The sequence below is a fragment of the Anabaena sp. TISTR 8404 genome, assembly GCF_056847745.1.
In genome coordinates, this window is the sequence record NZ_CP180578.1 from 3578042 (window position 1) to 3604702 (window position 26661).

Annotated in this window: 14 protein-coding genes; 6 read left to right on the forward strand and 8 right to left on the reverse strand. The window is 37.3% G+C overall.

The genetic code is table 11. From position 1 onward, the window contains the following. Positions 1-28: 28 nt before the first annotated feature. From ACMX3D_RS15465 to ACMX3D_RS15475, 3 genes are all read right to left on the reverse strand, one after another. Positions 29-9229: an amino acid adenylation domain-containing protein gene (locus tag ACMX3D_RS15465; protein WP_482746785.1), complete on the reverse strand. Its 9201-nt coding sequence runs from the start codon at positions 9227-9229 to the stop codon at positions 29-31. A gap of 22 nt (positions 9230-9251) precedes the next feature. After that, positions 9252-14732 carry an ATP-binding sensor histidine kinase gene (locus ACMX3D_RS15470; RefSeq protein WP_482746786.1) on the reverse strand — a complete coding sequence of 1827 codons (5481 nt, stop codon included), beginning with the start codon at positions 14730-14732 and terminating at the stop codon, positions 9252-9254. A 736-nt stretch (positions 14733-15468) separates the two neighbouring features. After that, positions 15469-16206, reverse strand: coding sequence for an alpha/beta fold hydrolase (locus ACMX3D_RS15475; RefSeq protein ID WP_482746787.1), 738 nt, complete (start codon positions 16204-16206; stop codon positions 15469-15471). A 153-nt stretch (positions 16207-16359) separates the two neighbouring features. On the opposite strand from ACMX3D_RS15475, the gene ACMX3D_RS15480 reads away from it, so the two are divergent. Further along, on the forward strand, positions 16360-16542 hold the full coding sequence (locus tag ACMX3D_RS15480) for a hypothetical protein (RefSeq protein WP_482746788.1): 183 nt from the start codon (positions 16360-16362) through the stop codon (positions 16540-16542). A gap of 49 nt (positions 16543-16591) precedes the next feature. Here ACMX3D_RS15480 and ACMX3D_RS15485 read toward each other — a convergent pair whose 3' ends face one another. From ACMX3D_RS15485 to ACMX3D_RS15495, 3 genes are all read right to left on the reverse strand, one after another. Continuing rightward, positions 16592-17863, reverse strand: a complete 1272-nt coding sequence (locus ACMX3D_RS15485) for a proton extrusion protein PcxA (RefSeq protein ID WP_482746789.1) — start codon at positions 17861-17863, stop codon at positions 16592-16594. A gap of 86 nt (positions 17864-17949) precedes the next feature. Next, positions 17950-18624 carry a carbonic anhydrase gene (locus ACMX3D_RS15490; RefSeq protein ID WP_482746790.1) on the reverse strand — a complete coding sequence of 225 codons (675 nt, stop codon included), beginning with the start codon at positions 18622-18624 and terminating at the stop codon, positions 17950-17952. Between the two features lie 78 nt (positions 18625-18702). After that, positions 18703-18996, reverse strand: coding sequence for a P-II family nitrogen regulator (locus ACMX3D_RS15495; protein WP_482746791.1), 294 nt, complete (start codon positions 18994-18996; stop codon positions 18703-18705). Positions 18997-19390: 394 nt separating this feature from the next. On the opposite strand from ACMX3D_RS15495, the gene ACMX3D_RS15500 reads away from it, so the two are divergent. From ACMX3D_RS15500 to ACMX3D_RS15520, 5 genes are all read left to right on the forward strand, one after another. Next, positions 19391-19954 (forward strand): COP23 domain-containing protein, encoded by a 564-nt coding sequence (locus tag ACMX3D_RS15500; RefSeq protein WP_482746792.1) that lies wholly within the window; start codon positions 19391-19393, stop codon positions 19952-19954. Positions 19955-19991: 37 nt separating this feature from the next. Next, positions 19992-20780, forward strand: coding sequence for a S1 family peptidase (locus tag ACMX3D_RS15505; RefSeq protein WP_482746793.1), 789 nt, complete (start codon positions 19992-19994; stop codon positions 20778-20780). A gap of 109 nt (positions 20781-20889) precedes the next feature. Then, positions 20890-21693 (forward strand): S1 family peptidase, encoded by an 804-nt coding sequence (locus tag ACMX3D_RS15510; protein ID WP_482746794.1) that lies wholly within the window; start codon positions 20890-20892, stop codon positions 21691-21693. 35 nt (positions 21694-21728) lie between these two features. Next, positions 21729-22457 (forward strand): hypothetical protein, encoded by a 729-nt coding sequence (locus ACMX3D_RS15515; protein WP_482746795.1) that lies wholly within the window; start codon positions 21729-21731, stop codon positions 22455-22457. 245 nt (positions 22458-22702) lie between these two features. Further along, positions 22703-24355 carry a caspase family protein gene (locus ACMX3D_RS15520; RefSeq protein WP_482746796.1) on the forward strand — a complete coding sequence of 551 codons (1653 nt, stop codon included), beginning with the start codon at positions 22703-22705 and terminating at the stop codon, positions 24353-24355. A gap of 332 nt (positions 24356-24687) precedes the next feature. Here ACMX3D_RS15520 and lptC read toward each other — a convergent pair whose 3' ends face one another. Together lptC and ACMX3D_RS15530 are read right to left on the reverse strand one after the other, a co-directional pair. After that, a complete protein-coding gene (gene lptC / locus ACMX3D_RS15525; protein WP_482746797.1) occupies positions 24688-25950 on the reverse strand; it encodes an LPS export ABC transporter periplasmic protein LptC in 1263 nt (420 codons plus the stop codon). Then, on the reverse strand, positions 25947-26579 hold the full coding sequence (locus tag ACMX3D_RS15530) for a LabA-like NYN domain-containing protein (RefSeq protein WP_229539581.1): 633 nt from the start codon (positions 26577-26579) through the stop codon (positions 25947-25949). Before ACMX3D_RS15530 ends, lptC begins: the two co-directional genes overlap by 4 nt. Positions 26580-26661: the final 82 nt, after the last annotated feature.

A 26661-nucleotide genomic window follows, 5' to 3' on the forward strand; every position in this document is an offset into this window, starting at 1 on the left:
GTAGTATTAACTAGAATCACTCTACAAATCACTTATTCAAAAAGCCGCTAAGTCGGAAATACTCTAAATATTTACTTATTAATTCCGTATCCATTGATGGACATTTGATAGACGTATTGGCAATTGCATTGAGTGTATTGCGACAGTCTAAATCAGGAGTATTTTGATATAGCTCCCATGCAGCCATTTCTTGATTCAATTTGTCAGTTAACATGGGCAAAAGAGGGAATAAGGGATTTGACTGAGAATATTGAGATTGATTAATTAAATTGTCTGTCCATTGAGTATAAGGTACTTTCTGAAGCTGGTATCCACAAGCAGCTATCAACTCAAATAATTTAATTAAATCGATGTTTTCCGATGGTAAAGGTACTATATGAAAAGCCTTTCCTAAAGATTCTGGCTTTTGAGATATTTGAACAATGGCTTTACTGGCATAATCTACAGTAATTAAATCTTGTTTTTGATTAATTAATTCTGGAAAACTACCTACTTGTATACAACCTTTGATCAATCTAGATATGAAATCATCTGTATTAGTTACACCAGTTTGGGAATGACCCATTAAAAATCCCGACCTGATGACTGTTACAGGGATTCCTCTAGATTTAGCAATCCAAACAAGTTTTTCAGCCACCCATTTACTTTGTGTATAGCCAATCTCTTGAGAAAGATAAGGTTCACTTTTATCAATATCATCATCCTCATAAATGACATCTATTCCATTTAAACAGGCCATTGCCCCAAAAACAGCCATTGTTGAGATGTAGTGTACTGGCTTGATTTTTTGCTGACACGCTAATCTCAGAACTTCTTGCGTACCAAGAACATTTGCTGCCTTAACTACAGAATATGGTTTAGCAAAGTTGACTTGAGCGCCACTATGATAAATAACATCAATTTGTGCTGCTAACTTTTCAAATTGCTCTAGAGAGATACCAAAACGAGGTAAAGCTAAATCCCCTGGTATGGGAATGATTCTGGAGCTTTGGCTTGCATCCCAAATTAAATATTTTTCTAGGGTTTGTTTTAGTCTTTTGAAACCTTCAGTTTCGTTCTTAGCACGCACGAGGCAATATATTTTTCCTTGAGTTTGCTGTAGTAATTCATGTACTAAGAAAGCACCTAAAAAACCAGTGGCTCCTGTGAGGAAAATATGGCTTGGCTGAGTGATATCCTGAGTAAATACTGTCGGAGAATAGATGTTTGCATCGAGTACAGCTTCAGCTTGGAGATTAACAACAGTATTGAGAACAGTAGTGTCTTGTTGATGGAGCTTTTCAAGAATTTGGCTGAGTCCTTCGATGGTTTGCTGCTCAAAAATACATCTGACCGGCAGTTCTACTTGAAAAGTTTCTCGTACAGACATGATTAACTGGGTTGCTAATAGGGAGTTACCACCGAGTTCAAAGAAATTATCTTGAATTCCCACAGCATCGCTACCCAATACCTTAGTCCAAATAGCAACCATTTTCTCCTCAGTAGGAGTACGAGGTTTAATTAATGTAGCTTCTAGGGTGGTTCTGGATCGATCTGGGGCAGGTAGCGATCGCCGATCTAACTTACCATTAGGTGTTAGTGGCAATTTCTCTAAGCATACAAAGGCTGTAGGCACCATGTATTCCGGTAGCTTTTGTTCCAGAAAACGCCGGAGTTCCACTGCTATTTTGCGGCTAAATTTGCTCTGTAGAGGTTGATTAGCATAGTAATTCCAAGGTTGAATAGGAACTGTATCTTCATCAGCAGTGGCTACCCCTTCAACTTTTTCTCTGTGGCGATGTCTAAAAACTACGTCGTAACAATCAACTAAACTCGATTCCGACCAAGTAATATCGAGTAAATAAGGTAAATCTTCGCTTAAATTCCATAATTCTTCCGGATCGATGCCAATTTGGGGAAGTTGTTCTAAATGCGATCGCAACTCTCCTACAGTCTTTGGCATATCCGGGCTGTTGAGCAATTCTATAGTTTTCACTTCCTGAATTACTCTGGCATTGGGTACATTTTTAATTCCTAGAATCTCTGGCTGAGTTGCTAATAACAGGTGGCGAACAGATGACAAAGTTAGCTGTTGCTGTTGCCAATCCAACCAAGTAATTCCAACAGTATCATCGCTATTAGTTCCTATATGTAGAATTGCATCGTAGCGGAACTTTGTCATTTCATTGTGATGCTGACCCCGTTTGAGTTCAATTTGCACGCGGCCAATCCTAGGCAAATGTTGTTGCAATGCCCGAAAAAAGTCTGGGTGAATTACCAGTTCTTCCTCTTGGTTGAGGCGTTGGCGAATCTGCTCTTGTAACTGGATTGTGGAAAGTGTGGATGATGCTTGATACAGTGCTACAGAAGTGTGGTAAGCCTCTAGTAAAGGTAAACTGCGTACATCTCCAATAAATATCAAACCACCAGGCTCCACAGCATTAACAGCTCCCGTCAAAACTTGCAGCAAATAATCAATGCTAGGAAAATACTGAATTACTGAATTGATAATTACCGTATCGAAGGTATTAGCTTCAATACCTACAAAATTGTCAGCTGGTCTGGGTAACAAAGTCAGTTGCGGCCAATCTGGATGGGACATTTGCAGCCGTTGGATTTGTCGCAGTGCTTCCGGTGCAAAATCAGTACCCCAATATTTACTGCAATGGGAAATAATTCTGCATAGCAATAAACCCGTACCGCAACCAATTTCTAGTACTTGGCTGGGTTGTAAAGAAAGAATGCGTTCAACAGTACAATCTACCCACTCACGCATTTGTGCGACGGGAATAGGCAAACCCGTATAACTACTGTTCCAACCAATAGTATTGAATACTTGGTTTTCTTCCTTAGTAGTTTGTTTGTAGGTTTGATCGTAAATTGTCTGCCACTGGGAAAGGTGTTCGGTTTGCCAATTTGCTAATAATGGGGCATTCTCATCTTGTTGATTCTGCACCACATAAGCTACTAAACGCTTTTGTCCAGGTACATCTTCCCGATCTATGACTACGGCTGTTTTCACTGAAGGATGTTGCGCCAAAACCCCTTCAATCTCTCCTAATTCAATTCGGAAACCACGAATTTTTACTTGGTGGTCGATACGACTGAGATACTCGATATTGCCATCGGGGAGATAACGAACTAAATCCCCTGTTTTGTAAAGGCGATCGCTTGCTTTTGATTTATCAAATAAATTAGGAATAAATCGAGCATCTGTAAGGTCAGGACGATTGAAATAACCACGCGCTAAACCAGCACCACCAATGTAGAGTTCTCCTGGTACACCTACAGGCACGGGTTGTAACTGAGAGTCAAGTATATAGAACTGAGTATTGGCCATCGGGCGACCAATTAGAACTTGTCCGTCTTCAGATAAAACTTTATATGTTGCTGACCAAATGGTAGTTTCAGTGGGGCCATAAAGGTTCCATAAGGTAGCACATCGCTGTTGCAACTGTTGAGCTAATTTTTTCGGCAAAGCTTCCCCGCCACACAGGATTTTTAAATTTTTGCTGCCTTGCCAACCTACTTCTAGAAGCAGTTGCCAAGTGGCTGGGGTTGCTTGCATGACGGTAACGCCATTGGTTAATTTTGCCATCAACGCTGTGCCATCCATAGCTTCTTCCCGACTGGCTATAATCACAGAAGCACCGAGAGTCATGGGTAAGAAAATTTCGAGTACGGCAATATCAAAGGATAAAGTAGTAACCGAAAGCAGTATATCTTGCTCCGTCAGTTCTAAATGGTGACCCATGAAGTGGAGGAAATTAACCACAGAACGATGCATAATTTGTACACCCTTCGGTTTGCCAGTGGAACCGGAGGTGTAGATTACATAAGCTAAGTTCTCAGAATTAGCATTACCATCGAGATTATCTTGGCTTTGTGTTGTAATATCCTGCCAGTCTTTATCCAAACAGACAATCTGCGCTTGATGTTCGGGAAGTTGTGCCAATAAATGTTGCTGGGTTAAAAGTACTGATAGCTGGGAGTCTGACAGCATTAAAGATAAACGCTGTTGGGGATAAGCTGGATCTAGAGGTATATAAGCCCCACCAGCTTTGAGAATCCCTAACAAAGCTACAATCATTTCCAAAGAACGTTCTACACAAATCCCCACCAATACATCCGGCCCTACACCTAAAGCTTGTAAATGACGGGCTAACTGATTGGCTCTAGCATTCAACTCGCGATAAGTTATTTGTTGATTTGCAAATGTCGCCGCTACAGAATCCGGTACACGCTGTACTTGGGCTTCAAATAGTTGATGAATGCAAATTTGTTGGGGGAAATCACTTTGAGTTTGATTCCATTCCACCAATAATTGTTGGCGTTCAGCAGATGTTAAAAGCGGTAAGTCTGCAACCTTCTGGTCTGGATTAGCAACAATCCCCGCAACTAAAGTTTGGAAATTTTCCCCTAACCGAGAGATAGTGGCAACATCAAATAAGTCGGTACTGTATTCAAACCAGCCACTAATCCCATCTGGGGTTTCAAATAATTCTAGGAATAAATCGAACTTGGCTGTACCGTTGTGTTCTAAGCGATGGTTGATTGTTAAACCGGAAAGTTCCAAAGCTTGTATGGGTACATTTTGCAGTGCAAAGCAAATTTGGAATAAAGGATGGCGGCTCAAATCGCGCTCTGGTTCTAGTTCCTCCACCAGTTTTTCAAAGGGTACGTCTTGATGAGTGTAAGCTTCTAAGGTGACTTCTCGTACTTGCTTGAGTAGCTGGCGGAACGTTGGAGAATCGGAAAAATCACTGCGTAGTACTAAAGTGTTAACAAAGAATCCGATTAAACTCTCGATTTCCTGATGATGGCGGTTGGCTATTAACGAGCCTACTACGATGTCTTCACTACTCGTATAGCGGTATAACAGCGTTTGAAATGCTGCTAAGAGGGTCATAAACAAGGTACATCCCTCATGCTGGCTAAACCGAGTTACTGCCTCGCTAAGAGATTTGGAGAGTGCTAGAGGTTGACGCGCTCCGCGATAAGTTTGGATGGCTGGACGGGGGCGATGCCTACGGCGAGCTTCGCTAACGCTTGGCAACTGTAAAATGGGTAAATCTGCTAACTGTTGTTTCCAATAACTCAGTTGCTCTGATATGACTTTTCCTTGCAACCATTGCCGTTGCCAAACAGCAAAGTCTGCATACTGAATGGTCAGTTCAGCTAGAGGAGAAGGTAAACCATTGGCAAAAGCTTGATACAGCAATGTCAGTTCTTGGAACAATACGCCCACAGACCAACCATCAAAAACAATGTGGTGAATGCTCAGAAGTAGTAAAGATTCTTCTGCATCTATCTGTATTAGGGCTGCCCGCAATAGCGGCCCGTAGTTGATATTAAATGGTTGTTGGAACTCTTCAATCCGCAATCGCTCAATTTGTGTATCTTTTTGTGATTCAGATAGAGAACGCAAATCTACCAGATGTATAAGTACACTTAGAGCCGGAACAATAATTTGTACAGGCTGCCCATCTAATGAAGCAAAAGTGGTGCGTAAAACTTCGTGTCGCCGCACAATTTCGTTGATGCTTTGCTCTAAAGCTTTCACATTTACCTGGCCAAACAGGCGAAAACTTTGGGGGAAATTGTAAAAGGGGCTGTCAGGCAACAACTGTTCGAGAAACCACAATCGCTGCTGGGCAAAGGAAAGAGGTAAGTTTTGGTTGCGCGTTACAGGTGCAATCGCCCAAGTATGCCATTCTTGATTTTGCTTGAGTTGCACCTCGATACTTTCAGCCAAGCCCTCAATAGTAGGGGCATCGAATAAACGCCGTAATGGTATATCCAATTGATAGGTATCTCGAATCCGAGAAGTTACCTGTGTGGCTAACAGCGAGTGTCCCCCCATCTCAAAAAAGTTATCGTGGACACTAATCTGCTGCAAGTTTAAAACTTCCTGCCAAATTTTTGTGAGTACTTCCTCAACAGTAGTCCGAGGTAAAACAAAATCTTGCTCTTGATTCCATCGGGTGCGATCGGGTATTGGTAGGGAGCGACGATCTATTTTGCCATTTGGTGTGAGTGGTAATGCGTTTAACATCACAAAACTAGAAGGCAGCATATAATCTGGCAACTTCTGTTGGAGAAATCTCCGAAGATTGCCACTTATTGTCCGCTGCAATGTTTTCCATAGCTGTTGGGTTTCTAAGATATGCTCTATGGTTTGGTTAAAGAGGATTTTTTCATTGGGCGTTAAAGTCAACTCAATACCAGCCCGCTTACCCTGACACCAAGCAACATAGCCGTCTAACCAAAGTTCTTCTGATATTACTGGCAACCTTAGACAAAGACGAACTCGTTTACCTTTTGCCCAACTAAATGGCACTTCTACTAAGCACAGGCCACCATTGGAAATATCTTCTGTTTGCAGTTCTATTATCCGATTGTCATCAGTCTCGACTCGACAAAAACTTTGGTAAGGTACTCGTTCGGGAATTAGGTTGGAAACAATATAAGCTACTAATCGCTTATCTCCAGGCACATCCTCACGCACTATGACTGCGGTTTCACGCACATCATGATGTTGCAACAGTATTGTTTCAATTTCCCCTAGCTCAATGCGGAAGCCACGAATCTTGACTTGTTGATCTATTCGACCGAGATATTCAATATTCCCATCAGGTAAGTAACAAGCTAAGTCGCCTGTTTTATACAAGCGATGGGATTTTGCGTCAGGATTAGAAATAAACCGTTCGTTAGTCAAATCTGGTCGATGGAGATAACCCCTAGCTAAACTAACGCCACCAATGTATAGCTCTCCTGGAACACCGATAGGAACTGGCTTTAACTGGGTATCGAGTATGTAGATTTGAGTGTTAGCTATCGGACGACCTATGGAGGGATAAGTAGGCCAGGAATCAGGATTCTTATCTAATGTTAAAGCTGTTACAACATGGGTTTCTGATGGCCCGTAGTGGTTGTGAAATGAGCAGTGTGGCAGGGATTTGAATAATTTGACAATGGCTGGAGTAATTTGCAATTGCTCGCCTGTGGTGGTAACTTCTTTGAGGCTACTAAATAATTCCCAGCCAGACGCAGCTAGTTCTGCCATTTGCTGTAGTATGACCACAGGCAAAATCGCTTTTTCAATTTGTTGGTTGTGAATAAAGTGAGCTAAAGCTGTGGTGTCCCGGCGCAAGTTTTCTGAGATGAGAAACAAAGTTCCACCCGAACACCAAGCCGCAAACATTTCATGAAAGCTGGCATCAAAGCTTAAGGAGGCAAATTGCAGGGTACGGACACCTGTTAATAGTGAGTTGAGATGCCATTGCAATAAATTCACTAAAGGACGGTGAGCTAAACAAATACCTTTCGGTCTGCCTGTTGAGCCAGAGGTGTAGATGATATATGCTAAATTCTCTGCTGTGACTTCTGTAGAAGGATTTTCCTGGCTGTATTGATTTATCTTGTCCCAGTCAGTATCTAAACAAATAATTTGTGCTTGATGTTGGGGAAGTTCTGCTAGTAATTGCTGCTGAGTGAGCAATACGGATATCTGCGTATCCTCAATCATGAAAGCTAAACGTTCCTTGGGATACGCCGGATCTAGTGGTAAGTAAGCACCACCAGCTTTGAGAACCGCCAAAACTGCGATCGCCATTTCCAATGTTCTCTCTACACAGATTCCCACAGGCATATCTGGTTTCACACCCAACGAATGCAGATAATGTGCTAACTGATTCGCTCGCTGATTGAGGTTCTGGTAAGTCAGTGAAGATTGTTCGCGGTGATTTTCTGCTTCTTGGATGACAGCTAAGGTATGTGGCGATCGCTCCACCTGCGCTTCAAATAGTTGATGAACACATTTATCTAATGCGTAATTAGTATTGGTCTGATTCCAATTTTCTAATAAATCTCTATTCTCACTTGCTGGCAAGAGCTTCAGTTGATCAAAATACTCATAACCTTGAATAATTTGATTTGCCAAGAATAGCAATCTTTCTAATACTTTTATATAGACAAAAAAAGCTTCGTTGTAAAATATTTCCAGTTCTAGAGTATCTGAAAACTCGTTAATTATCAGATGAACTTCATTATCAGCGAAGGAATTATGAACAGTTAATCTAGGATGTTCTTCAGTAAAAGGTAGATTAATAACACTGAAATTATAAAAATTATAGAAAAATTTTAATTGTTCGTCTTTGATAATCTGTATTTGCAGAAAAACAGAAATATTTTGATAATGGTTCAGATTTTTGCGATAATCACTGATATAAAAAACATAATCCAAAATCTTGGAGTTTTTCTCCAGTTTATTTTCAGGTATAATAATAGGAACTACTTGATAAAGACAACCTAAAACATTCAGGTTTTGCCGTTCTCTTTTACCAATAATGTCGTAAAATACAAAATCTCCTGGTGCTTGGAAATACTTACTCAAATAAATACCATACACAGATCTAAAAAAAGCTGGCAGATTACATTTATTTAATTGGCAATATTTTCTGATCTCCGCTAGATTTTTACCAGTAATTTGTAACTTTTGAGATTGAGCTTTATTTTTTTCTTTCGGTTTTAAGTAAGATGTAACGGGAGTAATCTTACTTAAATATTCCTGCCAATAATCCTGAATTTCTTGAGTATCAAATCTCAGCAGATGCTGCTCAACAGCATCATAAAAAGAGCTAAGTTCAAATTTTACAGGTATGTTACCTGCTTTTAAATCTAAATAAACTTTGCCAACTCTTTCAAAAAAAACTTTACCAGAATATCCATCAAAAAGAATATGAGGCGCACCTAAAATAGCAATATAATTGCCTTGTTGTTCTTTAACTAAAATATTCTTAAATAAATAATCTTTGTTTAACTCTACCTTGACTTTAATTTTATCTTGGATAATTTTTTCCAAATTATGAGAATTATTATTTTCTATATCGATGAATTCAAAATGAATAGCAGCATTTTTATCTACAAATTGAAAAGCTTCACCTTGGTAAAAAATAAATTTTGTTTTAATTGTATCATCTGCTTCACATACTATTTTTACTGCCTGTTCCCAAATAAACCTATCTAAAGTTTGAGGTAGTTTCACCGATAATCCTAAACTGAAAACATTACTATCTGGATTGAGCATATTATCCAGGTATAAATCTCTTTGTGTAGTTGTTAGTCGAGAAATTTTTCCAATCCGTGAAGGTTCATAAGTCTCATCTAATATATTTCCTGTTACTAAAGTCATAAAAACTTCAGAAATAGAAATATTAGCAATCTCTCTACCTTGAGAATTGTTAATCATAAAGATGCCTGTTGTGTGAATGTTACTTAATTAATTGAGAATAATTTTGATGAACTGGAAGTTCAATTAAAAACTCTGTTTTTTGTCCTGGTATTGACGAACAACTAATTTTACCCGCGTGTTTTTCTACAATGATTTGGTAACTAATAGATAATCCCAAGCCAGTACCTTTTCCAATGGGTTTGGTAGTAAAGAAAGGATTAAAAATCTGAGAAAGTATATCTGAATTCATACCAATTCCATTATCACTAATGCGAATCAAGATGAAATTTTGCTCTAATAACTCAGTAGTGATTTTGATATACCCTGGATTGCTTTGAGCTTCTTCTGATGAACGAACAGAGTTATACTCTTCTAAAGCATCAATAGCATTAGCTAACAAATTCATAAATACTTGGTTGAGTTGACTGGGATAACAGTCTACTAAAGGTAAATTGCCATAATTCTTGATAATTTGAATCTGTGAGTCAGCTTTGAGTCGATGCTGCAAGATGAGTAAGGTGTTATCAATACCCTCATGAATATTAACTGCTTTTACTTCTGCTTCATCTAAACGGGAGAAGTTACGTAAACTCAGAACTATCTGACGGATGCGATCAGCTCCAACTTTCATGGAAGACAGTAACTTAGGTAAATCTTCAAGCAAAAATTCTAAATCAATATTTTCCTCTTCTGCCAGCATTTGAGGAGTTAAATCTGGTGACTCTTGCTCATAAATCTTGATGAGATGTAATATATCCTTAATGTACTCACTTGCATGGGCAATATTGCCATAAATAAAATTAATTGGGTTATTAATTTCGTGAGCTATACCAGCAACTAGTTGCCCTAAACTAGACATCTTTTCTTTTTGAATCATCTGTAACTGGGTAGCTTGTAGTTGCTGTAATGTAAATTCTAACTGTTGTGCTTGTTCTTCCAAACGCACACTTTTTTCTTGTAATTCCTGGGTTCTTTCTTCGACTTTTAGTTCCAGAGTTTTGCTATAATTCTCCAATTCCTGGTTAGCTTGTTGCAAATTCTCATTTAGTTTAGATAAATTACTATAAAGCTTGGCATTCTCAATGGAAATAGCTGCTTGAGAAGCTAAAATTTTTAAAATTTCTAAACGTTCAGTGGTAAATACATTCGCTGTTAAATTATTTTGCAAATACAAAATCCCGATAAGTTTATTTTTATGAATTATCGGTGTGCATAAAACAGATTTACATTGATTTTTAATAATATAAGGATCACTAACAAATATGCCTTCACAACTAGCATTACCAAGAACAATGCTTTCCTTGGTTCTCACAACATAGTTAACGACTGATACTGGTAAATATTGAGTATTGTCTAATGGCATTGATGTTTCCAACAATAGTTTATTGTTAGAAATACCCACTACAGCTTCTATTACCATTTGACCATTTTTCTCTAAAAGGAAGCAGCTGCTTTGTGCGCCAGCATTTTCCATAACAATTTTCATTAACTTTGCAAGTAAATCCTCTAGCATGATTTCGCTAGAAATAGCTTGCGAAGCTTTAAAAACTGTATTTAAATCAAAAGATGCTGAATTACTGATTTTGCTTGAAGTTGTGGGTACGCCAGCCTTCAAACTAGAAGATTCATGATTGATTCTTAATGGGCAATAGTCAGGGTATTTTGATTCTAATTCATTGACTTTTGTAATAGCTCCCCAACGTATATAAGTGTGATACGATTCTTTCAGGTAGAAAATAGCCTGCTTATCTCTACCACGAGAAAAATAAAATTCTGCTGCTAATTCATTAGCTAGTGCTTCTTCTTGAAGATATCTTTGTTCTTTTGCTCCTTGAATCGCTAACTCATAATACTCCATTGCTACAAAGGGCTGTCCTAAAATTCGGGCTTTTTCTGCTTCTACTAAATCATATTTATGCTGATAGTTAGCAGGTGCGTGACTAGCCCATAACTGCATTTTTTCTTGATTGGCATTGATAATAGTTATATATTCTTGTTGAATGTCTGGTTCAACATTAGGATATAACCCAATCAAGGCTAAAGAATAATATAAGTTGTGAATGCCAACTGACATCATTCCCATGACACCACTTATATATTCTAAAGCTAATTTGGCATTATCAACTGCTTGGGTGTAATCCTTGAATAAGTAAAAGAGAATCATTTTGGCAACGTAAACAACGAACAAAGAAGTAGCATTCTTTGTATTTTGTAAGTATGTCACCATTGATAATTCATCAAAACTATCGCCAACTAAAACATCTTTATGTTGTGATAAACCCTGTAAATTTAAGGCAAGTTGATGCCAAATTTTAATGTAGTTTATAGGAAAATCTAATTTAAATTTTTGTAGCAAATCAATATATGAAGCTTGCTGTTGAGCTACTAATTCCAGTGGTTCTCCACTAAAAAATATATGACCACAATAGTGGACAGAGCAGTAGCCACCATATTCTAAATCTCCAATTTCTAATGCACTTTGAATTCCTTCTTGGAGTGGAACAATTGTTTCTCTAATATGCTCTTTCCAATGAATTGTAAAACCATAAAACGGTGCATATACTTTGCTCTTGAGTTCAATAACTTGGAATTGCTCTAATATCTGCCAAGCTATTTTACCAGAGTGATATCCTGCATTAATATTTTCTAGATAGCCGCACAAAAGCATACCATAGTAAGCATAGCCGTGGGCAGCTAAAGGTGAGTGACCGTGTTTAATACAGAGATTAACAACAGTCAAAATTATCTGCGGAAAATTTGTCTTGGTTGGGTTAGTAATAAAAGCAGCACCAGCAATAGTAACAAGGATTTTTAAAGCTGCTTGAATATAAGGATCTGTGACAACTGGAAAATTTTCTAAATCCTGAAGTTGAGGTAAATTAGCTATGGGACTTTGTTTATTAGGTGTTTCTGATAGAGATATTCCCAGCTTAGTAAGCGCTTCTAGTCCAGCATCAATTGCTTCAATCATCTGGTTTTGCGCCATATAATACTGGATTTGTAATTGATAAGCCTTTACTTGATCGAGGAGATTAGTAGCTCTTGCTAAGATAGTTTCAGTTAGGATAGCTGCACGTTTAAAGTTAGTATTTAAGTATTCTATTTCTACACTTTCTAAATGCAGTGCTAACATCAGGTCGTAGTTACTTTCCCAACTTGATAGTTTAAGTAATTCTAAAGCAATTGTTGAATAACTAAGAGCGGCTTCGTATGCTGATGCAGCTTTTGCTTTTTGACTGGCTATCAAATTTAATTTAGCTAGTCTATCTCTTTGAGATTGATCGCAAATAAACTGAATACCAAAATTTAAATGATTGACAATATCAAAAATATTTTCTTCAATTTCTTCTATTTGGTAAGACTCTAGTAATAATTGCCCAATTTTTAGATGTGTTTGTTTTCTTTGTGATTCTGGAATCAGGGAATAAGCTGCTTGCTGGACGCGATCATGCAAAAACTTATATGAAACTTTTAATTCCTGAGAAGCTATTGATATAGATGTATCTTTGTCAAAAAACAACGGAGCTTTGTAGTTTTCACTTAGTGGTAAAATTAAACCTGCTTGCAATGCTTCCCATAAGTCTGATGTAGTTTCTGACTGAGACTTTTCATTGACAATTGTCAAAATATCTATACTAAAGCGATTTCCTACACAAGCCGCTAATTGTAAAACTTGCTGTGTCTCCTGAGGTAATTTTTTAATATTTCTAGCAATTAATTCTATGGCATCATAATCTGTAATACCAACGGTCTGAATTTGTTTAATTTCCCACTGCCATACTCCACTATTAAAATCAAAATTTAATAGATTTTCCTGATACATAGTTTGCAGTAGCTGATTTAAGAAAAAAGGATTTCCTTGGGTTTTCTTAAAAATAAGGTTAGCTAATACTTTTGTTTTTTCTGTACTACTATGAAAGGTATCGCCTATTAATTGATAGACATTATCAATGTTTAAAGGTTGTAAAACAATATTATTAACGACCGTTCCTGCTTTTTGAATTTCAGTCAAAGTTTGAAACAAATAATGCGTTGATCTGACTTCGTTATCCCGATAAGCTCCTATCATTAATAAATATTGGCTATCAGGTTCAATCATTAACATCTTAATCAATTTTAGAGATGCTAAATCTGCCCATTGTAAATCATCTAAAAATAAGACGAGTGGGTGTTCTTTTTGAGTAAACACCTGAATAAAATTTTGAAATACTCGATTAAAGCGATTCTGTGATTCAGTAGCCCCTAGCTGCGGAACAGATGGCTGTTGACCAACAATTTTCTCAACTTCGGGAATAACATCAATAATAACTTGGCCAATGTCACCAAATGCTTCTAAAAGTTTTTGTTTCCAAATAAGTATTTTTTCTGGACTTTCTGTTAGTAAATGTTGGGTTAATTCTTGAAAAGCTTGAATTAAAGCAGCATAAGGAATATTTCGCTTAAATTGATCGAATTTACCAGATATAAAATATCCCCGTTGCCGGATTATGGGTTTATGAATTTCATTAACTAAGCAAGATTTACCAATCCCTGCATAACCAGAGACTAACATCATCTCAGATGTTCCAGAACTTATTCGGTCAAAGGCTGATATCAAGCAGGCTACTTCTTCTTCACGTCCATAGAGTTTTTGAGGAATAGTAAACTGGCTAAATTTATCTAACTGACCAGGAATAAAATTTTCTAGTTTGCCATTAGTTAATAACTGTTTAAAACAAATTTCTAAATCTGCTTTTAGTCCTAAGCTACTTTGATATCTTTCTTCAGCAGTTTTAGATAATAATTTCATGACAATATTAGATAAACCCTCTGGAATTTGTGGGTTAAGCTGATGAGGAGGTATAGGTTGTTTTGCAATGTGACAGTGAACTATTTCTAAGGGATCACTACAGTTAAATGGTAACTTTGAGGTCAGCAATTCATACAAAGTTATACCTAAAGAGTAAAAATCTGTACGGTAGTCTATTGACCTATTCATCCGCCCTGTTTGCTCAGGAGACATATAAGCAAGTGTTCCTTTAAGCAAATTGGGATTACTGATAATTGCATTTTCTTTTGACAGACGTGATGCAATGCTAAAATCGGTAATTTTAACTTGCTGTGATTTAGGATTAATAATTATATTTTGTGGTTTAATGTCTTTGTGGATAATATGTTTTTCATGCAAGCTTGCAATAATTTCAGCAAGTTGAATAGCTATTTTTAAGCAATCTATTACATTCAGTTGAATATTATTTATATATTGTTTTAAATTTTGTCCTTCAATATCTTCTAAGACTAAAGTAATACAATCTTGAAAATTTTCTAACCCATATACTTTGATAATACCTGGCAAGTTTAGTGACTTAGAAATTTCATATTCATGTTTAAATTCGGTAACATATTCAAGATTAGAATATTCACTTTTAAGACTTTTTAGAATAACATTTCCCTGGTTTGCAACTTCCTTTGCTCTATAAACAACAGTCTCTAAACCTTCAGAAAGCTTTTCTATAATTTTATACTTAGAATTAGTAATCATTAGTTTCTACCTTTGAATGATTTCTTCATTTTGGCAAGATATTTTTATTTTTATGAATAAAAATAAGGTTCAACTATTTATCCTTCAATTGCTATTAGATAGTAAATAACATTTGTATAATAAATAATATATATTTTGCTAATTATACTTATTCGATACTTAACTGTAATCGGCTAATCTACTATTGTTGACTAACTTTATATCAACTAGACTCTATGTAATTACCGTACTTTGCCTGAATTAATAAGCAGCCTAGAGCATGTTTTAAAACTCGATAAAATTGTTGAGAAATATCAATCAGGCTATTTCATTCTCAATAAACTCTGTATTTTTCTCATTAATCCTTGCTTATTGCGAAATTATTAAGCGATTGCTTTGAGTCTAGGAAAGTAAATCAAGCAGTAAATGCTGATTTTTTCGTTGATGTTTAACTTTGGTTTTCATTAAAAATAATGAAGATGCGGCCGCCCTGTCCCTAGCTAGGTCTTCTTTGTTGCGTTTGCTATTTTGTCATGGAACTAAGCTCGACTTTATCCATTTTTCTCTGCGGGTTATCACAAATATAGGTGTTCACTATCTGTATCATTAATTTTTTGACTGTTTACTATATCCCTGATTTATTCAAAAAATAGGGGATATAACTGCACATCACTGAAATCACGATTTCAACCTGCGGAATCTTAAGATACACCCCTCAACTTTTTGTGTTTTAACTTTGTCACCTGTAACTTGTCCCCTACGATAATACTGAAGCCAGTAGGTCAGGACAAGACAAATGTGGGCAATGTCCTGAAGGTAGCTCAATCGCATCAACTCCTAAACGCTTGCGTGCAGCGTAGCTTGACCATGCAGGAGATATGATTCGGTCATTAGTACAAACAATATATTTACGCTCAACCGCAGGTATAGCTTTGAGAGGATTTGTTTCAAAAATATATGCTAGAGATTGTTGTGATCGACTTTTTGCGATCGCCCACTGTGCTACATCCGGTGGACAATCATGATAGAAAAAATGCCGTAATACTGCTTCATCTGAATAATCTTTCCCCATAGAATCTGGTTTATACATACCAGGCTCATCATGGAACTGTTCGAGTTTACTGGGGTCTTTTGCTTGGTAATTGAATGATTGAAGCGTCTTTGAATCAAGCTGATGAGCAAACTGGTCAAGCGTACTGATTTCAGGATACGGCAGTAGCGCAGCCACAAATACTATTTGACGTACTTTTACTGCTTCTGCAACCAGGGGAATTATCGTACCAGCCATTGAGTGACCAACTAAAACAATATCATCATCAGTTTTAGGCAGCACTTGAATTACTGCGTCTGCAAATTGAGACAAAGTAGTAGAAGCATTTTCAATTGGCAAATCCATTGCTAAAGTTCTGTGGCCCTGTGCTTCTAAGTAGGGAATTAAAAAATTCCAACACCAAGTACCTTGGAAAGCACCGTGAACTAGACAAAAAAGACTCATATAAATACTCCCCACTCCCTACATATACGAGTAGTTTCAGTAGGATTGCTATAGATATTTTTTAGCTTAATCCAAATGCCTACTCTCAGATATAGGACTGTTAGCCCTGTTGTTAGTTAATCTAACACCAGAAACTATAACAGGTTGAACGATATGAATAAGACCTTAATCACTAGTGTGATTTTCGCTATGTTAGTCTTGTTGATTTTCTCTCCTTTTGCTGCCCTTGCTAGTTTAATGATTGTTGTGTTAATTACAGGAATTTTCTGGTTTATCAAAAACCTCTTTCAAGCAATTATTATCGGCAATGTTAAACCAACAGAAGAAGGAGATTAATTTCCCAAGATTATTCACAGCACAAATTTCAGCAGGGCAATTGGTACTACTACTCGTTCATTTCTTTGTATGTAGCTAGCGCTGATGGTGACAAGCGGCTGAGGTAACGGAATATCCAGTACTTAACAATCGTATCTAAAATCACAGGAAATGTGGCAATAAATAGAAATATTGCATTTCTATTAGCTGCTACTCCAATATGCTCTGCGAATCCTTCGAGAATCACTTCCCAGCCATGTGGAGAGTGGAAACCTACAAATATATCAGTGACCAGAATAATTAGAAAAGCTTTAGCGCTATCACTCAAACCAAAGATAAGTTCATCTATAAAAGACTTAAGAACAGCAATTTCTCTTTTACTGTTAACTATTACTAAGGCAAAAGCCGCTAATGATATCAAATCAGCAAAAACATTACTAATAGCTTCTTTGCTTTTCCCACGAAATTCTTCAGCTATTTCAATTGCTTTTTGCTTGATATTTTCTTCAATTACCTCTGGAGATAAAGTTGGGGCTTTATTGAGTAAAGTTTTAAACTTTAATTTTTCTTCAAAAGCCTTTAACTCTTTGAAAGCTTCTTCTTCCATTTCGGAATTGATAAAAACTTGATTTACTTGTTCACTTCTAACACGCTCTACTATCGGACTAACTAACAATTCCTTAGATAGTTTCTGTGTTAACAAAGGTATAACAATCAAAAGTATCAAGAACCTAATAGATGTTCTAGTCCGATTTTGAGAAATGTGATAATTGTGAAGAAAATCTGCTTCAGCCTGCGGAGAAAAATCAGTTGTAATTCTATTAATTGTTCTACCGATAGAACTAGGTAGAAATCCTATGCTTTGATGATTGGGGTTAGGATTAATGAAATTAGATGTATTTTGATAAATTTCCCCTTCAATGTTTACAGGTTTAGATATTGATTGTTTATCTGTATTGCTAATTGTTACTGATTGCTGCTGATATTTAGCAATAACTTCATCAATAAACTGGAGTTTGTTTAATAAAACTGGATTAGAAATTTCTAATAATGAACGACTGGTTTGAAATTCGGCTAGTCTCAGTTTAATAATAGTTAAGTTTTGTCTAAGTATACCCTGCCAATAAGACATTACATTTTCAGTCTCATTGACTGAAGTAGCAGAGATGCTTTGATTCCCAAAATGTTCTATTTCAATATTTCTGATTTTCTGCGCAGCTTCGTAGGCTTTTGCCAGCGATCGCTCCGGTGTACTGACAAACCATTGCTTCACTACTTCCCAATATTCATACATTTTTTGACGAAGCGAATCTCTATTCTTCGTAAACAAAAAATTTTTCATTGCAGTATTCAGTGTAATCTGGAATTAAAGCAGGGTAATAAATAGTTTAAATTTTAATTATTACCCTATCAAAAATCAAAAATTGATTACTCTGAATATACACCAATCAACGGATTAGGTACAGGGAATGGCCGATTTTCCAGAATCTTAAATTGACCAGTATCGGCATCATAAGCAAAAACTTCTCCACTTTCAATTTCATAAATCCAAGCATGAAGAGTGAGTTGACCGCTGTGCAGTCGAGAACGAATAATTGGATGTGTTTCCAAATTTTCTATTTGCGTCAGCACATTCTGTTCAATTGCAATTTTTAAGAGTTTATCACTGGGATAATTTTTGTAATTATCCATAACAAGACGGCGAGTAGGTTCAGCATAATGCCGTAACCAGTCATAAACTAAAGGCATTTGCTGTGCCAAACTACCTATCTGTAATAATCCTCTCATCGCGCCGCAATGAGAATGTCCGCAGATGACTATATCGTTAATATTTAAAGCTTGAATCGCGTATTCTATTCCCGCACCTTCAGCACCATGCGGTGAGCCATAAGGAGGAATAATATTACCCACATTACGGATGACAAATAAATCTCCAGGCTGGCTTTGTGTAATTAAAAAAGGATCAATGCGTGAATCAGAACAAGTAATAAATAATACTTCTGGCTTCTGCCCTTGTGATAAATTTTCAAATAGTTCGCGGTGTGTAATAAAATAATTGTCGTGAAATTCATTTAGCCCCTCAATTATGCGTTTGATTGGCACGGTTAACTACTCCTAGTAATAAGCTAAATGTGATTTTTAGAGACGCTGATACTATCAATACGTCTCCTCAGAGCTTATCTAATGAGCAATCCACTTGGCATCAGAGACAATACACACACCTCCAAACTTTTTCAGAATTGGCTCAATTGTGGTTACTAATTCTTGTTTTTGTTCTTGTGTGCAAACACTCATAACATATCCATTAGTGAGTGTATGGGTTTCTAAATTATTAAAAACTTTACCTCTATCTCCTTTACCTGTAACATCTTTAATTACTGTGTAGCCAGAGACTCCGATTTTTTCTAAAATTTCTAGCACTTTTGGTAGTTCTAAAGAGTTCGTAACTATCTCTTCTTTCTTGATGGCTTCCACTTTATGAAACTCCAATTGCTTTAATAATGTTGAAATACAAAGGAATGCCAATAATAATGTTGAAAGGGAAGGTCATTAATTATTTGTTACAAACATTAATGATTTTGACTTAATATATTGCAATAATATAAAGAACGTGTGTTTTTTGTATGTCAACAGTATGAATTAAATAAAAAATATTCTTTAATATCTTGTAAGTAATAAAAAACATAAATAGCAAATTTTAAATTCATGAAAGTAAATTACTTTTCATAAAAATATTGTTTTGATGTCGTACTACGACTAGCTTTAAGAGAAATCCACCTTTTGGAACTATTACCGTAAATTTACGGTCAATTATGTTTTAAGCTTTCAGTAAGCTGCTTGATATTGTCGAGGAAGTTAGGTGTTAACCATGAAATTGAGGTTGTTTGGCCAAGGGTTGATGGGGATTGGGGTAACTTCTGTGGCTGTGTTGAGTATGATTGCAACTATCAATCAGCCCAGTTATGCAGGAGGTACTATCTTCAAGTGTGAAAAGCGTCAGGGTGTACCTGTGACAGTTGCTCAGACTCAAGATGGCAGAAAAGTGCCAATGATTCAATGGTCATCTCAGGATTACTTTCCTAGGGAGTGGAACACGGAACGCCGTTGTTATGAAGTATCTCGGAGATTTCAACGAAGTTATGACAATGGCAAACTAAAGTATATTAAAACTGGTGTTCTGAGGGGTGAACCTGTAGTCTGTGCGGCGGTGAATCAAAACGCTCCTTGCACAGATAGTTCTTTGTTATTTACTCTCAAGCGTGGTAGTAATGCGAAAGCAACGTTGAGAAGACTGATGAATCGTCGGGGGTTAGTGGCTGGGAATGTACTCAACGAAAGTGGCGGAGACTCGTTGAATATTGATTTTGATACTTATCTGAATCATGCTACAAATGAGCAAAATAGCGATATTAATCAAGATATTAATGAATAAAGATGCGATCGCTATCTCATATCACTTATAAACGTAGATGAATTGTTCTCAGTTGACACTGGTTGTCTGTATTGCCAGTATCTCCCTTACCATGTCGGCATCAGCACCAGTTGTCAGTATTCCTGCACCAAATTATATTGCTCAGTCCATCCCACTGGCACAAAAGGCTCGGTCTATTACTGTTAAGGTTATATCCCAGGATTTTTTGGGGTCAGGTATTCTGTTGCGGCGTAACGGCAAGACATATACAGTACTGACCAATGCTCATGTATTACAAGCTGGTGATCCCCCCTATCGTGTGCAAACTGCGGATGGTAAGATTTATACAGCTAATTTACCTCAACGCTTAAACTTCGGGAAAAACGATTTGGCTGTGTTGCAATTCAAAAGTGCAGGCAGTATCTATGCAGTAGCCTCTGTTGGTGTACCTCCCACACCAGGAGATGAGGTATTTGCAGCAGGCTATCCCGCGGTGGAAGAGGCAGGTAAAAAGCAAAGTTTTGCATTTACTACAGGTAAGGTGAGCTTAGTGTTAGCCAAACCTTTAGAAGGGGGTTATCAGCTAGGCTACACCAACACCATTAAAAACGGTATGAGTGGCGGCCCTCTATTAAATCGTCGGGGTCAGGTGGTGGGTATCAATGGAATGCAAGCCTATCCTTTGTGGGATCAACCTTCGGTATTTGCTGATGGTTCCAAAGCTGATGAAAGATTGCATCAAATGATTATTCGCCTGAGTTGGGCTGTACCGATAACAAAGGTAATGCAAATCATGCCAAAAGCCGGAAAAACTACGATTACTACTGTATTCAATAAGGCTAATTAGAGGTCATACAATATTGAATTTTAGATTTTAGATTGTTAATTGGAAATTACTGTCTGTGTCTAGTTTCTGTCAATCGGTCGCTATCATTTTTTAAATTGGTATTCAGATTATGAGACTTGATCGTGGATTAGCAACAGCAATTATCGGGGGAGCGATCGCTTTTACGCAACCAGAAATTGCCCGACCCTTAACCGCTCAGGATGTCACTAATCTTGCTAAAGATATTACTGTACTCATTAGTGGCCCCAAACTTGGCTCTGGAGTCATCATTTACCGCAAAGGCAAAACTTACAGCGTTCTCACCAATTGGCACGTTGTGGATGAACCAGGAACCTACACTATCCAAACACGGGATCAGACGCAATATCAAGTGCAACCAACATCAATTACCCGTGTACCAGAGGCAGACTTAGCAATTATCCAGTTTAACAGCGATAAAACTCACAATATTGCCATTTTTGGTAATTCTGATACTGCCAGAGAAGGGACAACTGTCTATGTATCCGGCGCACCAGAACCTTTAAATGGCATCGAAAACCGCACTGTATTGGTACCTATGGGGCAAATTGTTGGGACAAATGCTCAACCTAGGAATGGTTATGCCTTGATATACAACAACACTACTTATCGCGGTATGAGTGGCGGCCCTGTGTTGGATGATAACGGACGTTTAATTGGCATTCACGGACAAGGTGCTAGAGATACTTTCGGAGGTGAAAAAGTTGGTTTTAATTTAGGCATTCCTATCAAAATCTTTATCAATTCTCAAGCTGTTAGCACTTTAAAATTTGCAATACCGATTTCTCAACCAAAAGAAAAGCCAGCATCGGCTAATGTTCCCACCATTGGCAGACCAAGTGTCATCAATGGTTCTGGAGGGGCATCAGGCTCGTGTCCTGGTAGAGTTTGTTAAATATCTAATTAGTTTTACATAATCAATTTTTTAAGATGAAAAAGTTTTTAAAATTTAGTTTTTTAGCTGGATTACTATTACCAACATTGCTAAATTTTTATGCGGTAAGAGCGATCGCGCAAACTGCGATCGATGAAGATAAACTCAATACAGTCAATGGTATGCCTTGGGCTGGTGGTGGATTACCTTTTAGTAAACTGGTAAATATTCAAGATACCCTTGTCAATTCTGCTTTAGGTAAAGTAGTCATTGATGCCCACGGTGAAGATCCATTAAGCAGTTTAATTAAAAGTCCTTTTAGCGGCCCTCGTCCTGGCAGATTTGTAGTTGTTTCTATGTGGGGGAGCAAAATTGAAGGCTGCTTTACCAAAATCGTCGTCCAAACAGCCCCTAAAGATGGCAAAGCGACTTTAGAAGAAATTGCCCCGACAACTTTAGAGTTAGGTATTGATGGTCAAATTCTGCAATTAACTCCTAGTCCTAATAGCAAAATCAGAGGCTTTTCGGGTAAATACACTTATACCGAATACGAAAATAGTCGCAACGTTTCGTATACCAATACTTGGTTTATGTCGGATACTTTATTTGCCATCAATGCTGATGCTGCTAACATTTTACGCAAAGCTCCACTAAAAGAAGTTCGCGCTCGGTTAACCTTTGCCAATGGTGATACTAAAGTTTTTCCTATCGGCAAGGGAACTGTGAAACATTGGCAAGAAGCTTACGGTTTTAATAGTGCTTGTACTGCACCCAGTCAGCCGTAAACAAAGCAAAAAGTAAAAGGTAAAAGGCAAAATATATAAATGCCATAGTGTTTTGCCTTTGTTGTCCTAGTTAGCTTTGTCAATCCACTACCAAATATTTAGTTTATAAATCAATACTGTTCAGTTAAGGCTAAAAATTAACTCTGGTATGGGTTGGGTTGAGGAACGAAACCCAACATCCTCCAGGCTATTTCAGCATTCCAATAATAATTCATAGCTATAGTTCCACATAGCACATTTTTACTATGGAAAAGTTTGCTCTATTAATTGGCGTTAGTGAATACGAGCCTGGTTTAACGCCAATACCAACTGCGATAAAAGATGCTGAGGCGCTACGTGAAGTTCTAGTACATCCAGAAATGGGTGGTTTTCCTGAAGATAACGTAACAATGCTACATAATCCTTCCCGACAGGATATGGAAATCGCCATCTATAAACTCTTTTCGGAACGCAAAAAAGATGACTTGGTACTTTTCTTTTTTTCGGGACATGGCATAACAGACATAGACGACAACGGAAAGCTATATCTTTCTACAAAAGAAACTCGTAAAGCTGAGAATGGGAAGCTAATCACACCAACTTCAGTAGCAGCAAGTTTCATTCAAGAGCAAATGTCTAAAAGTCGTTCCAAACGGCAAGTAATCATTTTGGATAGCTGTTTCAGTGCAGCTTTTGCTAAAGGTATGAGTGCAAAGGATGACTTGAAAGTTGACATCCAAGCTCAACTTGGCGGTACAGGTAGAGCAGTTCTTACTTCATCTAGCCCCACTCAATACTCGCTATTTCCAGATAATGAAGAACTTTCAATTTATACTCGCTATTTGGTAGAAGGTATCCGCACAGGAGCAGCAGATGAAGACGATGATGGGTACATTTCAATTGCTGAACTACATGAATATGCTAAGAAGAAGGTAACTGGAGTTACGTCTCAGATGACTCCCCAAATATTTTATATTGCTGAGGAAGGATATTGGATTCAGATAGCGACAACATTATCCAAGGCTTCAAGAATCAAGTTTCAAAGAGCGGAAGCCTTGAAGAAAGAATTTAATAATTGGTTAGATTTAGTTTTCCAGTATGAAGCTGAGAAAAAAGCTGATTTATTACTTGATTCACTAGCAAATTCATTAGCGGATGGCTTAATTGAAAAGATTTTTACGCCTTGTATAAAGAGATGGCGCGATCGCAATGTTGGTTATTTCACAATTCTTGATTTAGAAAATCAAGTAGTTATAGAGTCATCACAATGGTTTGATAGTGATGTAGCAAGAATTTTGATGGAGACAGAAGTAAATGATTGGATAATTAAAATATTAACTATCTTAAAGCAAAATATTTCTAACATAGCGCACAAGTATAGTTTAGATATTAGGGAATTTGAAGGTTTAATTTTTGGTACAAGTGATGAGGTTAAGCTCAAAGGGAGAATATATAATCTTAGTAAATCACCAACCTTCAGGGTACTTTCCGAAAAACTTTTATTTGGAATTCTTCTGGCTATCACAATACTTTCCGGCTCACTAAGCATCATTGTACTTATAGCATTAATCATTCTTCTAAGTACATTAATGCAACCTACAATTGCGGGATTACTACTGGGTATTCTATCGATTTCAACAAATGCTTGGGATTTACCTAGTAAACTATCTGGTATCCTTACTAAGGATTTGACACTTTTTAGAAAAACTGATCTACCTGTATGGGTGAGAAAGAAGATTAGTGATAAAGACATAGCTGACCAGTTAGCATCAATCAAACGTGAACTTAAATATCAAATTCACAATGCTCTCAAACAAAATCCTATTTTAGTGAATCAGATTATTGAAGAAGCCATTCCAGAAATCAAGCGATCATTTGCGAAGAATCTAGAACAAGATTTGAACAAAAATATGACTTAGCAAATGCAATTTATCAAAGGAAACTGTAGGTGAATGATGGATAAGATTTCTCATTCACCTACAAATTTGCTTGTAGAGACGTAGTAGTACTACGTCTCTACATCTGGTGGAATAACGAAAAATATCTCAATTAGCGTAAGTTCGATGAACCTCTCCCCAACCCATCTCCGACGCGGAGAGGGGCTGAAATCTAAACTTTTTAAGCCTCTACGCCACTTGCAGGGGAGAGGTTTGGAGAGGGGTTTTTCAGTCAGTAGAACTCCCGTTCAATTAAGGGTGATTCTGATTCACTATCTGCATCTTCAAAAAAGTCGAGGATCTGCGATTTTTTCCTAATTCCTCGGTTTTGGTGATTCAGGAATAATCTCTGTGACTACGCGACCACCTGTTTTACCACCACTGACAACAATGTTTTCTGTTTCCAGATTACCTACAGCGGTATCTCCATTGAAGGTTAAGGCTGGGTTGGCTTGTCGATAAACGACATTTCCCTGGGCTTCTAGTAATTTTTTATCGAGATACCAAGTTAAATTCTGAGATTTTAGAGACTGGCGACGCTGACCAACAGCGTTAACATTTCCTACTAAATAAACCGTTTTTTGGGGTATTTTCATTTCAGCTTGATTCCCTGTTACCGTCATTTTTTCCACTCGGTGGAAGACACGCACCGGAGAATTTGTCTTGACATTTTCTGTATTCATGTCCCAAATCATGGAGTTACTCAGTATCTGCACTGGTGGGTCTAGTAAATCTGCTTGGGCATTTTGTTTGATGGTAGCAATCTTTGTTTTTAAGTTAACTTCGGCGGAATTCCCTCGGCCACGATCTGTGATTTGATTATTTTTATAGCGGTCAAATTGTAAAGGGCGATCGCCAATTAATTTTTCTTGTTTAATCTGCCAAATTAAATGCTCAGTCCGCATTTGTAATTGGGGATCAGTAGAGTTGGCTACTACTTTGCCAATAAATTCTGCTACTTGTTCGCGGGTTTTAACTCGTGCTTCTTGCGCTACTGCCTGTAATTGTTTATGCTTACCGTTGATTTGATTGCGAACAATTAATAAGTCTTCTTTAGGTAGCCATTCCATTTCATTTCCTTGCAAAACCACCCCATTATTAGGGTCTGTAGCCAAGATTTTTCCCCTGAGAAATAGCCGTTTACCATCTTGTTCAATATCTGCTTGTTCTGCCTTAATTTGGTAAACTACTTTGCCATCTTGATATAACTCCCCATAGGGACTTTCGGCTTGACCAATTTGTTTTTCTTTGGTGTATTTTGCCTTTTTAGCTTGCACTTTCCAAAGCGGTCGCCCGATTTCATCAGCTTGTTCTAAAGTTACATCAAAAAAAGTTAAGTTACTGTCTGAATCTTCTGCTGATGTATTTTGATTATTTTGATTAGAGCCTGTGGGAAGTTTACCACAAGCTCCTAAACTAATTATTAAAATTAGAGTTAAAGGCAGGTAATACCAATTTATTTTTAATTTAATAAAATTCAAAAAAGGAAATGTATGAAAGTGGGGGGATTTATTTGTTATTCCCCCCATAAATCTTAAATTTCTTTTTGCTATCTGCCTGCCTTGCTGATCCTTCATGTATCTTGAATTTCTAAATGTCCGTCATGATCTGTGGGGTCATCCAAAAAACCCATACCTGTGAGAGGGCGATATGGATAACTCTGGCGTGGAGTTTTTTGGATATCTTCTTTGATAGCTTCTAAATCAATGTAGCGATCGCTAACATTAATTAAGCTATCACTGGTCATTGAGCGTAAACTCACAACCTCTACCCTTACACCACGATAGCTTACAGAATTGACGGCGTAGGCTAAATCGCCATCACCACTCACCAAAACAGCAGTATCATAAGAGTCAACTAAAGCCATCATATCAACAGCTATTTCCACATCTAAATTGGCTTTTTTAGAACCATCTGGTAGCTGGACTAAATCTTTAGCTATGACGCGATAACCATTACGACGCATCCACAATAAAAAACCTTGTTGCTTTTCATTTGTTCTATCTACACCTGTATAGAAAAAAGCCCGCAACAGTCGAGATCCACCTGTTAAACGACATAATAACTTGGTGTAATCGATTTCAATTCCTAATTGCAAGGCAGCGTAAAATAGATTTGAGCCATCAATAAAAATGGCGACTCGACCTCGATTCTCTAAAACTTGTTCTGGCGTAAATATCGAGTCATTTTCTAAATTATTTAACATTGTTGTCATACCTCGGTTTTTATCTTGTTATTTGTGATACAAATTTCCAACTTGCACATTTAGTTAGAGTGTTTATGATAAT